13 protein-coding genes are annotated in these 15632 nt (G+C 40.3%); all 13 read right to left on the reverse strand.

Annotated features, from left to right (window positions below):
- Entirely contained in the window at window positions 1-1248 is a 1248-nt protein-coding gene (locus CJ263_RS04130; RefSeq protein ID WP_094996103.1) for an ABC transporter permease, read from the reverse strand.
- A 118-nt stretch (window positions 1249-1366) separates the two neighbouring features.
- A complete protein-coding gene (locus CJ263_RS04135) occupies window positions 1367-1618 on the reverse strand; it encodes a hypothetical protein (RefSeq protein WP_229702332.1) in 252 nt (83 codons plus the stop codon).
- Window positions 1619-1640: 22 nt separating this feature from the next.
- On the reverse strand, window positions 1641-2171 hold the full coding sequence (locus CJ263_RS04140; RefSeq protein WP_094996104.1) for a DUF420 domain-containing protein: 531 nt from the start codon (window positions 2169-2171) through the stop codon (window positions 1641-1643).
- A 1-nt stretch (window position 2172) separates the two neighbouring features.
- Complete coding sequence (locus CJ263_RS04145) at window positions 2173-2898, reverse strand: SCO family protein (RefSeq protein ID WP_094996105.1); 726 nt, start codon at window positions 2896-2898, stop codon at window positions 2173-2175.
- Window positions 2899-2903: 5 nt separating this feature from the next.
- Window positions 2904-3530: a hypothetical protein gene (locus CJ263_RS04150; RefSeq protein WP_094996106.1), complete on the reverse strand. Its 627-nt coding sequence runs from the start codon at window positions 3528-3530 to the stop codon at window positions 2904-2906.
- Between the two features lie 130 nt (window positions 3531-3660).
- Window positions 3661-4044 carry a cytochrome C oxidase subunit IV family protein gene (locus CJ263_RS04155; RefSeq protein WP_094996107.1) on the reverse strand — a complete coding sequence of 128 codons (384 nt, stop codon included), beginning with the start codon at window positions 4042-4044 and terminating at the stop codon, window positions 3661-3663.
- A 34-nt stretch (window positions 4045-4078) separates the two neighbouring features.
- Window positions 4079-5053 (reverse strand): cytochrome c oxidase subunit 3, encoded by a 975-nt coding sequence (locus CJ263_RS04160; RefSeq protein WP_094996108.1) that lies wholly within the window; start codon window positions 5051-5053, stop codon window positions 4079-4081.
- A 97-nt stretch (window positions 5054-5150) separates the two neighbouring features.
- Entirely contained in the window at window positions 5151-5732 is a 582-nt protein-coding gene (locus CJ263_RS04165; protein ID WP_094996109.1) for a cytochrome c oxidase subunit 3, read from the reverse strand.
- 6 nt (window positions 5733-5738) lie between these two features.
- Window positions 5739-6638 carry a heme o synthase gene (cyoE, locus tag CJ263_RS04170; RefSeq protein ID WP_094996110.1) on the reverse strand — a complete coding sequence of 300 codons (900 nt, stop codon included), beginning with the start codon at window positions 6636-6638 and terminating at the stop codon, window positions 5739-5741.
- A 178-nt stretch (window positions 6639-6816) separates the two neighbouring features.
- Window positions 6817-7521 (reverse strand): energy transducer TonB, encoded by a 705-nt coding sequence (locus tag CJ263_RS04175; protein ID WP_094996111.1) that lies wholly within the window; start codon window positions 7519-7521, stop codon window positions 6817-6819.
- Window positions 7522-7583: 62 nt separating this feature from the next.
- On the reverse strand, window positions 7584-7892 hold the full coding sequence (locus CJ263_RS21435; protein ID WP_394339921.1) for a VanZ family protein: 309 nt from the start codon (window positions 7890-7892) through the stop codon (window positions 7584-7586).
- Between the two features lie 82 nt (window positions 7893-7974).
- On the reverse strand, window positions 7975-8355 hold the full coding sequence (gene gcvH / locus CJ263_RS04185) for a glycine cleavage system protein GcvH (protein ID WP_094996113.1): 381 nt from the start codon (window positions 8353-8355) through the stop codon (window positions 7975-7977).
- Window positions 8356-8440: 85 nt separating this feature from the next.
- Window positions 8441-15631 carry a T9SS outer membrane translocon Sov/SprA gene (gene sov / locus CJ263_RS04190; RefSeq protein WP_094996114.1) on the reverse strand — a complete coding sequence of 2397 codons (7191 nt, stop codon included), beginning with the start codon at window positions 15629-15631 and terminating at the stop codon, window positions 8441-8443.
- Window position 15632: the final 1 nt, after the last annotated feature.

The raw sequence follows: 15632 nt of genomic DNA on the forward strand, positions 1-15632 counted from the left end.
TCACTCTTCTTTTAAGGCCACAATCGGTTTAATTTTTGCGGCGCGCCACGCCGGAAAAAACCCAGCTAAAGCACCGGCAAAAACCAATAATAAGACCGTTGTTATCGCAACATTAAAATTTATGGAGGGATTGACCACGTAGTCGACTTCAACATTTGGACCTATTAATTCCAACAGACCCATACTGAAAATAAGCCCTGCAAATCCTGAAACTGCAGTAACAAAGATGGCCTCATGCAAAATCATGCCTACAATGGACCATGGTTTGGCACCTAAAGCTTTTCGAATACCTATTTCCCTCGTTCTTTCCTTAACGATAATCAACATTATATTGCTCACCCCAACAATACCAGCGATAATCGTACACACGCCCACGAACCAAAAGAAAAACTTGATACCACCAATAAGGTTCATGAACCGTTGTACATTTTCCAACGTGTTAAAGGTATTTATAGCGCTCAAATCATCAGGAGCTACCGTGTGGGATTGCTTTAAATACGTCTTTATTTCGTCTGTAAATTTTATGGACTCTGCAAGTGTTTTTTCAAATGTGGCAGCAGGCTTTAATGTAAAAAACATCATGTTCAAACTATCGCCCCCATTAAAAACACGCTGACCGGTGCTTAAGGGAATATAAATACGGTCTTCTTCCCGTTCGCCTCCCTTGTCGCCATAAACCCCGATTATCTGGAAGCTTAAATCCGCTATCTTTAATTCACGCCCAACAGGGTCTTCCTCATTTTGTAATAATTCCCGATGGATTTTGTTGCTGATAACGGCAACCTTGGATACAGACTGATGATCTTTGTAATTTAAGAACCGCCCTTTGGAAATGAACTCGTTCTCTATTTGTTGGTATTCTGGGGAAATACCCTGAACGGAATAAGCACCAGATTCCTTTTTATAATTGATGCTCGCATTGAACACCCTAAAATTGGGTGATTTGTATTCAAGTTCATCCGCATATTTATCCTCTATGTAGTCGTAATTTTCGTTTCGCAAACGTATCGGTCGGCCTGGATTTAATCCCTTATACTCTTTGGTGGTCACTTGAGTCCACACACCAATACGATTACTGGCATCCTCCTCAAATTCTTGGGCAATACCATTTTGCATGCCCTGACCAAAACCCAGTAAAATTACGAGGATAAAAATTCCGGAAGCTACCGAGATACCCGTTAGGACTGTCCGTAGTTTATTTTTACGGATAGTATCGAAAATCTCTTGCCATCTTTCGATGTCGAACATTGATTGGTTTTTTGATGATTGATGAATGCAATACACGTATCGCACATACATCAGACTAAAAAGTCTAAGCAATGTTACAGATAAAGCACAAAAAAAGTGTTAAAGTTCTAAAACTGTGTTAAGATCGCATTTTACGATACACAAAATAGAAGACTCCGGCTACCAATATATAGGGTATGGCCATCAGATATACTATACCATTATTGATTCCTTCCGCAGCAGTACCCGATGCCTCACTCTCCAGTACGGCCCTGCACATGGCGCATTGCGCTTCCGTTGCCGAAGGAAAAAACAAAAAACCAATAATAAAAACAAGAAGGAAGCCTTTGTGGTTACTTCTGGTAAATATTGAATAACGATGAGGTTTCATACAATGACTTTTTTATTCATTATTAGGCATAATATGGGGAAATCATTAAATAAACTACAACTCCGGTAATCGCAACATATAGCCAAATAGGAAATGTATATCTGGCCAAAAGTCTATGTTCCTCAAAATGTTGTAAGTAAGCCTTGGCATACGTTCTAAGGACTAAAGGAATCAAGGCGATAGACAAAATGATATGTGTAATCAAGATAAAATAGTATACATAAGAAACAAAACCTTCCCCTCCATAAGGGGTTGAATCCGATGTCATATGATAAAGAATATACATTACTAAAAACATGAGGGACAAAACAATATTGGTAGTCATTAATTTTTGATGCAGGGACTGTTTACCATTTTTAATAGCCCAAACCGCAACAAGCAATAATACCGCCGTTAGACCATTTATTGTTGCATATATTGGTGGCAAGAAAGATAAAGGCTCCACATTAGGAATCTTAATACCGAATAAAAGGGCGACAACTACCGGAATTATTACGGAGACTACGGTAATTAACCTGTTAAACCTCTTTTCCTTTGCAAGTGTGTTTTCCATACTATTCTTCCAATAACTTTTTAATGTCTTCCTTTAACAAGCTGATCTGTTCCTTTTCGCCTTCGCTATTTTCACCCATCTCCTCGGTAATTGCACCTCTGTAATAAACAAGCGGATTTCCAAATTCATCCTTACGCGATCGAATATATCCCTCCTTATCGATTAAAGCAAATAAACCTGAATGTTCAAAGCCACCTGGAGCATCGGGCATTTCGGCTGCAAAAATATTGAATCCACTATTGGCCAAATCATAGACCTTCTCTTTATCGCCGGTCATCAAATGCCAATCCATATCGGTGATTCCATATTTTTCCGCATATTCCTTCAGAACTTCGGGGGTATCAAAATCTGGGGTTATACTGAAAGAGGCAATTCCAAAATTTTCCTCATCCTTAAACTCATTTTGTAATCCAACCAAATTTTTTGTCATAACAGGACAAATACTGGGGCATCTGGTAAAAAAAAACTCCGCCACGTATACCTTGCCCAAATAATCCTTGTCCGTTATCATTAAACTATCTTGGTCAATGAATTGAAAGGAAGGTACTTTTCTTTTATTCCCGTTAAGAAGTATGTAGCTAAGACTTCCTTCGGCCGAAGCGGTATTCATTCGGTCATTCTCCACCACTTCGCCAGATTTTAACCTTTCAACAATTTTAGGTATAAAGATTATACCGAAAATCAGAATGATAAGTGAAACCCAAATGTATGTGTACTTTTTGTTCATTAATTTTATCTGTCCAGGTTATTTTCCTTTCTTGCCATTCTATACTCGGCCAAAACAATTTTAACATCGTCCACCATCTTATTGTTTAGGTCGGCCACAGAACTGGTGTTATATCCATATTTGACTCCTTCATCCTCATCGTTTGTCCTTCCCCTAAGTTTTAAATCCTTATCAACTATAAAAACATACGGAGAACTCAAGTCATTTTCAAGATTTAAATTTGTTCCCAAACTTTTAAACAGTGTTTGGATACTCTCCTCATCCAAATAGGAAAAATTCCACTTATCGGTCTCTTCAAGGTTGGATAACTCCTTTTTTAGATCTGAAACTGCGGCTTCCGTTCCATTAGGGACCACCATCAAAAACTGAAAATCGTCAAATTCATGGAATCGTTTGTAAATCTTTTGGTTCAAATTAAATGCGTTGCCTTTTCTTCCTTGTACATCGCTACCCAAAAATCCCAATACGGTAATTTTATTTGTAAACCTGATGTCATCCGGCCCATTAGGAATTTCAAGAATACGTTCTCTGAGTATGGGCAACCTTCCAAAATTAGTTACCCCTGAAGCAAAGAAAAGATACGCCACTATAGGTAATACAAACAAAACAACAAGTACAAAGGTCTTTTTCATAGAACAGAAAAAAATCGTTTTTTGGTAATTCAGACTTAGAAGAACGCCACTTTAAAAGTCGTGACAAAAATAAAAAAGACGGCTCTTAAACCGTCTTTTAATTTTGTTAATTATAGTTTTATAAGGACCATTAAAAATTCCATTTTACAAAACCATCCCTGTAAACATCGAAAATATAATTTCCCTCTACCAACAGAATAAAGGCCAAATACAGCACCAAAAAAACAGGAGTCCAAACTACGGCCCGTCTTAGCGCACTTTTTTCATCCCTTAAGTGCATGAAATCCCATGATATATAATAAGCCTTAACCAATGTAAGGATAATAAAAATCCAATTTAGAACCTTCATACCAAGTAAATGCGAACCTGTCAGTATTGCCGGTTTGTATATACCCAACACAACCTCAATTGCCGTAATCAATGTAAGAAAGGCCAAAACACCCCAAATTTTCTGTGTATTGGACTTAAACTTCCACAATCCTCTAAAAATCTCTAATTTATGTTCGTGTGCCATAACTCTTGTCTAAACTTTTTCCTGAAACTTAATATTATACCAAATAGAAGAACGTAAATACGAATACCCACACCAAATCCACAAAGTGCCAATATAGACCAACCTTTTCTACCATTTCGTAGTGCCCCCTTCTTTCATAAGTGCCAAGAATAACATTAAAAAATATGATGATGTTAATAACCACACCGGAAAAAACGTGAAAGCCATGAAATCCTGTAATAAAGAAAAAGAAGTCTGCGAAAAGACGGCTACCATATTCATTGTGAACCAAATTGGCCCCCTCTACAACCTGGGAAGCATCTGCTAATTTAGAAAGAGACTCCTGTCTATTTAAAACAACTTTTTCTCCTTCTTCATTAATGGTTTCCGTTTTAATAACCAAACCAGGGTTCGCTTTGAAACCCTCTATTACCTCATTTACGGTAAAACTAGGTTGCGTAGCTTCTTTATAAAACCATATTCCATTACTTTCCTTATGCGCCACTCGTTCACTTGGAATAGTCTTTGCAAAATCCGCTAGGGTAACCCTACTACCCGTTTCAGCATCGACAAACTGAAGAATTCTACCTCCTTTCGTCTCAATTGCACCATGGTCTCCCTTTATAAAAGTAGCCCATTCCCAAGCTTGGGAACCTACGAATATGGCACCGCCAATTATAGTGGCGAACATATACCATATTACCGAATTTTTTTTCATTCTATGACCTGCATCAACAGCCAAAACCATTGTTACTGAAGACATAATCAAAATAAAGGTCATAAAAGCAACATAAATCATGGGATAATTACCATGAAAAAACGGAACGTGGGTAAAAACCTCATCGGCGATGGGCCAAGTTTCCATAAACTTGAAGCGAGAAAAACCGTAAGCGGCCAAGAAACCAGAGAAAGTAAGTGCATCCGAAACCAGGAAAAACCACATCATCAATTTACCGTAGCTAGCGCCTAAAGGCCTATTGCCACCTCCCCAAACGCTTCCTTTAATTTCCGTTGTAACCGTCGTATCCATAGATTTAAGTATCGTTTTAATAAAACTTTAGCAAATTTACATTTTTTTCAACTATATAAAAGCTGAATTTGACCCAAAACTATTTTTGTCTCAAATATTATTTTACAAAGGTCATAAATAACAAAAGATAAACCCAGAGCAAATCTAAAAAGTGCCAAAAATTAGCTCCCAAACTTATTCCTAAATATTCATTTTTTGTGTATTTCCCTTTATACTGATTGTATAATACGACCAATAGTGAAATTAATCCTGCCACTACATGGACTATATGGACCATAGCTATTAAAAACACATAGGACAACTTTATATTGCTTGTTGGGCCCGTGAAATAATACCCGTCTGCCACCATCTGGGAAAAGCCATTGAATTGCATAACAATAAAGGCTATTCCCAGGGCCAAAGTAACTACTAGCCAGTTTGTGGTCGCCTTCCCATTGCCTTCTTTAACCGACTTTTTTGCCAAAATATAAGTAAAGCTACTTGCGATGATAATGGCCGTACTTACATAAAATGACGACGGCAGGTTTAAGCTACTGACCCAGTCCTCACGAGAACTACTAACAATATAAGCACTTGTCCATCCTGCAAATCCCATCAACAAGCTCACCATCCCAAACCAAAGAATCATCTTCTTCGATCGATCGCTTTTCTCCTTTTCAGTACCTTCGGTTAAGTCCATTTCTGATTATATAAATTTATCAATCACATAAATAATTTGCACAAGTGTAATATAACTTACACTGGCAAGCATTAATTTTTTTGCCGTAATAGTATCCCTTTTTGCGTATAGTTTAAATGCATAAAACAGCATGACCCCTCCGAGCATTAAAATAATAACCGCTGCGGGAATAGAAAGGGTCAACCTGCCGGTAATCCCAAATACGGGAATTACGGAAATGACCATCATCCATATGGTATACATAATAATTTGCAGGGCAGTACCAGCATCCTTTTTTCCTGTAGGCAACATTTTAAACCCACCTCTTTCATAATCTTCGTGCAACATCCAACCCAAAGCCCAAAAATGAGGAAACTGCCAAAAAAATTGAATCATGAAAAGTGTTCCCGGCTCAATTCCAAAATCGTTTGTAGCTGCCACCCAACCTAACATAAAAGGTATAGCGCCAGGAAAGGCCCCAACAAACACAGATAATGGTGTTTTGGTCTTTAAGGGAGTATAAACACTGGTATATAGGAATATGGAGATAGCACCGAACATTGAAGTCTTCGGGTTAAGAAGGTATAAAGTTATAACTCCAAGCAAGGTTAAAATGATGGCTATGGTCATTGCCGTGGAAACGGACATTCTTCCGGAAGGTATGGGTCTATTCCGCGTGCGCTTCATCAAAGCATCTAAATCCCTTTCTATTACCTGATTAAAGGCATTACTGGCCCCAACCATACAATAGCCTCCAAATGCCAACAAAAAAATAGAAAGAAGATTGATTTCATAGGCACCCAAAAAGTACCCCGCAATAGAAGAAAACACTACACTGACCGCTAGCCTTACCTTGGTAATCTCTTTAAAATCAGCAAAAATCAATGCCAACGTGTTATATTTTGCCATACCGACAGCAGTCTTCATCCTAACTGAAAAAATTGGACTGCAAAGATAATCCGCCCTTTATAGTTCTGCAACCTATTATACAGATTTCGGTATAACTTAATTTGAAAATAAATAGTAATAAATTGAAGAAAATAAAACCAGTATAAACAAAAGGGCCCGAACGAAAGTTCGGGCCCTTTAAATATCATTTGAAAAACTACTGCAACTTAAAGTTGATAGGAATACTAAAAGGTACACGTACAGCTCTACCCCTTTGCTTACCTGGAGTCATCTTAGGTAATTTTTCTATAATCCTGGCAGCTTCCTTTTCCAAGTTTTTGTCAGGTCCACGCATTCTAATGTTACCAATACTACCATCCTTTTGGATTACGAACATAACACTTACCCTACCTTGAATACCCATTTCTTGGGCAATTTCAGGATACCGGAAGTTTTTACTGATATGCTTTTGAATCATGGAGTTAAAACATGCCCTTTTATCGCTTTCATTTTCGCAACCTGGAAATACAGGTACATCCTCGATTACCGCAAAAGGTACGTCCACATCTTCAACTTCCTCTTCAACAACTACGTCCTCCACTTCAATGATTTCTTCTTCCTGACTTGTTTCAGTAGACTCGATTACCGTTTCCTCAACCTCTTCCTCATCCTCTACAACTTCAATAATTTCGGGTGCTGCCGGTGGCGGTGGCGGTGGTGGCGTTTTAATTTGCTCCGTCATTGGAACTTCCTCATCCAATAAATCATCCACGTTCATGGAGATATCATAGTTATTTGCCTCATCGTACGTTTTCCATTCAAATGCTACATAAGTTAGCAACATCACAGCGAAAAGACCTATAACAAAATATAGGCTACTGTTTCTGGTCAAATCCGCCTTTGGATTCTTTTTAGGTTCCATATATCATCATTTTAGTGTTTGCTAATTTAATTAATTAATCCTTAAACATGCAATTAAAATTTTCATTTTAACGACCCATCCCTGTATTTAGTAGATTTTACAAGGAGTAACCCCATGAACGCGCCTAATGAATTTGCAAGTGCATCCAAAATATCACCTTGTCTGTCCACGGTAATCGTGTACTGTAAAACCTCAATAATTATGCCATATATTATTGAAAAGAGAACTATCCAGAGAAGTGTCCTTTTTAAGGAAAACCGGTGTTTAAAGTCATTCCTTAGCGCAAGAAAGCCCAAAATCACCATTATAAAATAAAATATAAAGTGGACTAGTTTATCCACATGGGGAACATTAAAGGCAAAAGAACCCATTTGCACACCCTTAAAAGAAAATAAGCTGGAAAAAGTGACAAACACTATCCAGCTTATAAATAGAATTTTATAAAGAAGCCCTTTAAGCACCTACCAAATCTTTATAGGCCTGATCACTTAATAAATCCTCCAATTCATCGGCATTGCTATATTTTACCTTCACCATCCATCCTTCACCATAAGGATCGGTATTCACCTTTTCAGGTTCGTCCTCCAACGCTTCATTGAATTCTACGATTTCCCCTGATAATGGAAGAAAAAGATCGGAGACCGTTTTTACGGCTTCCACTGTACCAAACACCTCTTCCCTATCCAGTGTTTCATCTAAGGTATCAACTTCCACATAAACAATATCCCCTAGTTCCCCTTGGGCAAAATCCGTAATTCCGATAATGGCCAAATCTCCTTCGACCTTGACCCATTCGTGGTCCTTGGTATATTTTAAATCAGCGGGTATATTCATTTTCTTTACTTTTTTGAGCGACAAATGTAAATTATTCCCAAAAGGAATTCAAAAAATAAGTTCAATTCTTTAAAAGACAGGGTTATTAATTGCCAAAATTATATCTCAGGGTAAAACCTGCGTTGACCGTAGTTTGCGGGAAGGCAGTGGATACGGCAAACTGGGAGAAGTTGTGATCGTAAAAGAACAATACGTTCAATTGTTTGCTCAGTGCGTAGTCCGCCCCAAATTTAATTGACAATAGGTTTTGGCCGGAGGTAATCTGGTTGTTGTTGATGTCGAGGTTTCGAATGATGGTAATGTTATCCCTAAGACTTACATCGGCCTTTAAATTCAGGTCACCTTTCAACCTAGTTTTGTTGCCCCCTATGTTTGTAACGAATTGTACGTCCTTAATTCTATACCCCAAACCTACTGTATATTCCTTACCATTGATTTCGGTCATTAAATTGTTGTCAAAGCTCAAGGACAAAGCCCTATCTGTTCGTACTTCGGCCAAAACGCTTACGGAATTCTGCATTTCAAAATCTACCCTTACCAATGGATTGAATTGATCCGTAAGCACCACGTTATTAAGTATCAAATCCGGTAACAAATCCCCGTTTTCCGAATTGACCAAAGGTAGGTTATCGTTTCTCAATTGCTCCTTCTCCAAATTGGTCTGAAAGGAATTGATACTATAAGCCGATCTGTAACCATGGCTAAGGGAAAAACGTTTGAATTTTTTCTTGAACCACTTGTTTTTCATCAAACCCGTGTATTTGATATTCCAATTGGGGATTGGAATCTCTCTAAATACATCTAAATTTACCCTTTCGGCATCCTGACCTGTGTAAGCCGCAAAAAACGCCGGCAACAAAACTTCTTGTTGGGTTTTTCCATACCGTTGGGGAAAGCCATCCTCATCCAATGTACCCGCTGATTGCCCCCTATCGGCAAGCAAACGATTTGCAATTGTTATTCTATTTTCCTTGAATTGCTGAAAGGTTTCAGAATCGAATTCATCACTTTTACTAAACGCAGTACCTATCATCATGGTGGAAATACTGAAACTTCCAAATTCGTTCTGTAGTCCGGTCCTATTATTCAACAAGGCTTCCAGATCATAGTTCTCCTGTATGCTGCTGGAATATTGTCTATCGGCCACCAAATCAATGGTTATATCCTTGGTAGGCTGTGCAGTTGCCGTAATGTTCAATTGCTTGTTGGTTCTGCGTATAAACTGTTCGTTAAAATCCGGGAATGCCGTTAACCAGCCGTTTCTGGCGGCCTCGAAACGCACATCGGACTGACTACCCAATACAAAACCAAGGGTAGGTCTGGTGGTTCCTATAAAACCTATGGACTGGGTATACCCCGGTAGTACGGTTCCATTATTTTCATTATAATTTATATTCAAACGTTTTACCATGGTCACCACATCCACTATAGTATTGAAAAGACCACTTGTTTTTGGTTTTACCTTTTCCTCTTCCGTTTGACCTTGGTTCAAAATATTGGGGCGAGAACTTCCACCCTTTTGTGCTGTTGGGCTTTCCCTCTTTTTTAATCCGATAAGATCATAGAACTTTTGCATGGTCAAGGAGGCCGTCAATGCATGCGTATTGGCATTTTGAACCGTATTGATGCGTGCATTGGGGTCATTCAATGCTTCCTGGGCCACCTCTGCTAGGGCATCGCCTCCACGTTGCCAGTCAAAGTTACTGGTGTAACTATATTGGGCATTGATAAAATCCAAGGCCGGTATCTTGGCAAAGGGCAACTCATAATTTAACTGTATTTGTTGGGAATGTCTATTGGGCTCTCCCAAATCAAAAAATCCGTCCCACAACTCTAAGGTCTTATCAATTTCCGACCTTGGATTCCCATCTTCCTCAAAATAGTTACGGACTATGTTGTTGTTGGATGCCGTCATATTCAACCTCAAGGACTTGGTCAAATTATAATTGATGGCATATTGCCAATTGAAAAGATAATTTCTTTGTTGCAGTTCTGGAAGCGGTAAACGGTCCACGCCTTCTTCCCTAACGTCCCTAAAACGCTGTGCGTTGAATTGCCTGTTGATGTTGGAATTGACCGAAACACTTGCCGGCAACAAATTCAAATTTAAATCCTTTAGCCATTGCCAGTATTTGCCCGTGAACAGGGAATCCTTTTTGGCAAATGGGGCTACCTCCACAGGGTCAAAACTGTGGTTATATACAAAACCGGTATTGACAGATTGATCACGAAGTTCCGCTATTTCAAAATCCCGATGCTGGGTTTCGTTATAGGAATAGTTAAAGGTGAAATTCTCCACATCATAGAAATTGGCATCGGCCTCTTCACCACGGTCCTTTCGCACCCCAATAAAGTTGATGCTGGTCCGTTTCGTATAATCCTCCGCTTGTTCCCGTATTTCTTCCGCCGCCTGCTGGTCTGGTGCGGCATCTATTAAATCGTTCAATTTTAAATCGTCATAAACAGGATCAAATTCAGGAGTAATCAACTGTTCAGAAATACCATAGTTGAAAGGTAACTGAATGCCCCACTTCTTTGGAAGCAACTGCCCTACGTTAACATTAGTAACCACGTCATAACTGGTAGCGTCTTCCCGCGCCCTTTCGTTTGGCATTTGATCAATAGATCCAAATCCGGAGGTACTCTTGCTTCCCGTGGCGGTTACGTTCGCAAAATCTGCAACATTGGCGTCGACTGCCGCAATGGCCGCCCAACCGCCGTTATTGTCCAAACCTGCCAAACGAAGTTCGTTGAACCATACTTCTCCCCTTGCCGGTAAAATATCCTGGTTTTTGATACCCACCATCATACTCCGGATACTCCCCAAGGAAGGGTTACCTTTTATACCGATTCGCAACCTACCTTCGGTCCTATCATCAAATTCGTTGACCGGTATTACTTCGCCATTTTCCACCTCAAAAAATCGCACTTCGCTCAAATCGCCCCCTTGTATCCATGCCGATTTCACCTTGTTCAAATCGCTTAACGCAATATTCATTTCATTTACATCTGGCCATATCTCACTTTCCGATGCGGCATTAAAAGGTGTAAACTGTAACGGTAATTCAATTTGGTAGTAATTTTGGGTAAAATCCGTACCTATTCGCAAGAAGCCTACCAAAGGCGTGGAACTATCTGCATAATCACTGTCCACGATTTTCTCGGCATGCATGAACATTTTTATTTTTTCATACTGGCGGATATCCACGTTCAAATTTTTAAAGACCCCTCTGGAATCCCTAGACTCCAGCCCTTCCACTACCAAGGACAAAGATTGCTCGTTCTGCCTGATGATCGTGTTGTTATTGTTCAACTGCTCCCTAGCGACCCCTGGAGGCAACACATAGGGAATTGGTATCCTTCCACTGTTCTCCTCTATATTGACGGTGTTCACGTCCAAAGTAGTACCATCATCCGCTGGATTATCATCAATGTCCGGGTCCTGTAAGGTTTTAACATAGGTTCTCCAATCGCCCCGGACCAAATCCAAAGTAGCAAAACGAAGTACTGTAGGACCTGAAAAACCAGTCATGTACATACGCATAAAACTGATGGACCTAAAGTCTGTGATACCCCCTACGGCATCGGTGAAATCGCTAAGGGGAATTTTATACTGAATCCACCTTCTATTCAACTGGTCTCCATTGGGCAATTCTGGGGTAACACCTTCTTTAATATCGGTGACGTATTTATCGTTTATCGTCGTCCCTGGTTTAATTTGAATACGATATTCATAGTAGCTATTTACGGTATTCATCGTCAGGTCCCTGTCCACATCCTCCACATCGGGCAAGGTAGTAGAACCTCTGTTAGTATTGGTCACCTGTACGGGAGAGTTGCCATCCGGGTTGTTGAAATCCAAATAACGCTCCAAAATGCCTCCTTCTCTATTTAGGTAATACTGATAGTTGTCCAGGGCAGGGTCCGGTCCCGGGTTGGCATCATAAATGGCAGCTTCGGCTTCATCGTTTAACCCATCAAAACCGATATCCTGCAAAGCCCTATTAGGTTCACTGGCATCAAAGGCATAGACCAAGGACTGGGTGGCGGGTACCTCGCCCCAACTGGTAGGGGCCACAAATTCATTGCTATCCACACCGGGAAGACCATTTTCATATTGCTTTTTCCCGTCCCTTAAAATATCTTCGGATATATTTCCTAGGTTCAACACCAACTCACCTGGGGTTGTTGCCTCACCATCCACATAGGGATCCAAAACCCAAAATTGGACAAATTCCACATTGGCCTGCTCAAAGTTCGTACTGCTCAAAGATCTCATGATACCTCCCCATTTTTGGTCTGATTGGGTATTCTGAAAATCCGGATTGTTGTTATAAGGACCTTTTAGGTTGGGGTAATAGGCAATATCCAAAGTACCTTGAACGGTTGTTTGCCCTTGGGCAATATCCACCTGTGGAAAGACCTCATCTATAAACACCCTTCTGGTAGGGTTGGTTGAAATATCGTTGTCACTGATTCCAGATGGCCTCTGATTGGTGTAAAAAATAGGATCAATAGTATACCAGGCCATTTTTGCACGTCCGAATCCATTTTCCAAATTCGCGGGATCCTCCGGAGAGCTACCGGTCAACTGGCCCCCAGGCGTAAACTCCAAAGGTGTACTGGCCAAGGTCCACCCCAAGGAACCTCGAATATCGATCAAGGCCTGTGCCCCTTCGAAATCATCCAAATAGGTGGTGGTTTCTCCTTGAAAATCCGCATTCTTTGGCGAATTGGGTTTTAGCCAAGCAACCTCAGCACGAACCGAAAGATTTGAAGGCACATGAGTATCTATATTGGGCAGTTTGTTCACCATTCTTGTCAACCACGGAACCTCAGTAGAGAAATTTCCATTAAGACCAAAAATGGTATTGTTTACCGGTTCTACCCCAAAATTCGATTTTTGGGTCAATGGGCGCTCATTGAGATTTAACAAGGTTCCCCCCAGCACAAAGTTCTTGTTAAACTGATGTTCCAAGTTCACCCCGGTAAACCTTCTGGTCTGCTGACCAAAAACCGCATTGTTCTCTACGGAAATATTGATGGGCGTATTGGACGCCTCCAAGCTTGGGTCCAAAATTTGTACGGTCCCTGCCTGATAGTTTACCGTATAGTCTATTCCTTCCTGTAGCTGTCTGCCTCCAGCGGTCACGGTCACGGAACCTCTGGGCACATTAAAGGCCCCAATGGGAATACCATTATTTCCTTCAGACTTGTATCGTCCTTTTAAAAGAAACTTATTTTTTTCAGGATCTTGCAGGGCCGCCGCCTTGGTGGACTCGTACATATCCTTGAAGACATATTTTTGTTGGTTTTCATTATAGCTGGACGCATTGTCATAGCTTCCTGTACCGTTGTCCAAGGTTTCAAAAAGAAATTTACCAAAGGGCTCTACCTTGGTAAAAATAATACGGCCTCCCTGAATATCTACGGTAATCCCCGGATAGAAATCAAAAAATCCATCTCCGCCAGGCTGCACATCGTTGTAAACATTCAATCGGTCCAAGTTAAAAACGTCCAAAAGGATACGGTCCTGTAACCCTTCCGGCCATCCAGTTCCAGGTCCCTCAACAACAGGAGTAATATAGTTCCTTGGTGTAGGATCTGAATAGAGGATATTCATTTTAAAATCGTCCTCACTCAACCTAAAGGCACCAGTGGCATAAATATTCTTCATCATCAAATCCCAGATAGGATCGCTGACGTTGGTAATATTACTTTTTAAGAGTTTTAAAACCAAGGTATTGTTTTCAATTACTGGAGCTGCCCCACCAGAAATCGTCGTGGCATCCAAGCCTCCATTGGCAAATTCCCCAACCTGATATACCTCGCCTGCAAAAGTATATTGAAATGCAACGGCCAAAACTTCGTCGTTGCTAAGCCTTTGATTTAAGGATATATAGCCTAATTGTGTATTGAAATCATAATCTCTTCCCTGCTCCAGCTTACGGGCATTTTCCAAGATAGCATAATCAAACCCTTGATCCGGCGTGTAATTATTTGCAAAACGATTGGCATTGAAACCTGCTTCTACCGTGGCTATCTCCCTAATATTATCGTTCAATGCCCCTGTTCCAGCACCTATCAAAGCAGGGTCGAAGGCATTGGCATTGTTACGGGGTCTTCCATCTCCAGGGTTACTGAAGAATCCACCCGCAAAACCATTATTATTACCAATTCTGGTCTTATCGGGATTGGGTTCCCCCAAATCCTGCAAAGCCACAACATTTCTCACATTTAGGGTTTGCTGACTTCTGTTCGTTACCCAAACTTCCAAACGGGTTATCTGTACCTGACTTTGGATATAGGGATACTTCTCCAAGGCGCTATCATAATTATCCCTAAAGTATTGGGCCAAAAAGAAATGCCTATCCTCGTCATAGTCAAGCGCAGTGAGGGAGAATTCATTTATGGTACCTCCACCCTGGGCCACTACTGTATTGTTCTGCGAACGTTGCTCGGAAAAAACAGCGGTTACAGTAGTTTTTCCAAACTGTAATTGTGTTTTTACACCAAAAAGGCTTTGCGCTCCTTGAATCAGGGAACTGTTTAAGGGCATGTTTACGTTACCCACCTCTATTTTTCTTAGGATATCATCCTCTGTAGGCGTGTAGTCCAACTTTACAATGTTCTGAAAATCGAAAGTCGCCTCGGTATCATAATTGGCTGTAACCTGTAAACGTTCACCAATCTTACCCAACATACTTAAACTGATGCGCTGATCAAAATCAAAGGAAAGGTTGGTCCTGTTTCTAGGTGATAAGGATGGGTTGTCATTCTTTTGCCATATAACCCCCAAATCCATCGCTACGGAACCTTGTGGAATTACTTCTATCGTATTTCCCCCAAAAACCGATTGAAAAAAGTCATTGTTGATATAAAAGTTGGGTAGCAGATTTTTTCTCGCCTCTTCACTACCCACTTTCTTACCGGAATAAGCATCGGATTTTTCCTTGAAATAATCTTTGATTCCCTCTTTCCGGATGAGCTCATAATATTGCTCAGGTGTTAGTATGATGGGGTAACCAATATTAAAGTCACCTATGCTTTCATTGTAAATGTAGCGATCCATTTCAGGATCATAAATGTATTTGGAGACAATACTATCCGGATTTTCGAGGACAATCCGCCCAAGATCATAACCGGTCTTTACAGAGTCAATCTCCTGTTCATCTGTTTCTTGGGCCATGGAGTACTCCATAAAACCGAAAAAAACAATGAATAGGAAATTATACTTAAAAGATTTTTTAAGAATTTTAAATGCCCCTTGTTTCAAA

This window comes from Maribacter cobaltidurans (assembly GCF_002269385.1).
Classification (GTDB): Bacteria; Bacteroidota; Bacteroidia; order Flavobacteriales; family Flavobacteriaceae; genus Maribacter; species Maribacter cobaltidurans.

Coding starts and splice junctions, on each gene's coding strand:
- gcvH (WP_094996113.1), bottom strand. CDS start 8,355: ATGAATATACCCGCTGATTTAAAATATACCAAGGACCACGAATGGGTC.
- CJ263_RS04140 (WP_094996104.1), bottom strand. CDS start 2,171: ATGGAAAACACACTTGCAAAGGAAAAGAGGTTTAACAGGTTAATTACC.
- CJ263_RS04165 (WP_094996109.1), bottom strand. CDS start 5,732: ATGGACTTAACCGAAGGTACTGAAAAGGAGAAAAGCGATCGATCGAAG.
- CJ263_RS21435 (WP_394339921.1), bottom strand. CDS start 7,892: ATGGGTTCTTTTGCCTTTAATGTTCCCCATGTGGATAAACTAGTCCAC.
- CJ263_RS04155 (WP_094996107.1), bottom strand. CDS start 4,044: ATGGCACACGAACATAAATTAGAGATTTTTAGAGGATTGTGGAAGTTT.
- CJ263_RS04145 (WP_094996105.1), bottom strand. CDS start 2,898: ATGAACAAAAAGTACACATACATTTGGGTTTCACTTATCATTCTGATT.
- CJ263_RS04160 (WP_094996108.1), bottom strand. CDS start 5,053: ATGGATACGACGGTTACAACGGAAATTAAAGGAAGCGTTTGGGGAGGT.
- CJ263_RS04130 (WP_094996103.1), bottom strand. CDS start 1,248: ATGTTCGACATCGAAAGATGGCAAGAGATTTTCGATACTATCCGTAAA.
- CJ263_RS04135 (WP_229702332.1), bottom strand. CDS start 1,618: ATGAAACCTCATCGTTATTCAATATTTACCAGAAGTAACCACAAAGGC.
- CJ263_RS04175 (WP_094996111.1), bottom strand. CDS start 7,521: ATGGAACCTAAAAAGAATCCAAAGGCGGATTTGACCAGAAACAGTAGC.
- CJ263_RS04150 (WP_094996106.1), bottom strand. CDS start 3,530: ATGAAAAAGACCTTTGTACTTGTTGTTTTGTTTGTATTACCTATAGTG.
- cyoE (WP_094996110.1), bottom strand. CDS start 6,638: ATGAAGACTGCTGTCGGTATGGCAAAATATAACACGTTGGCATTGATT.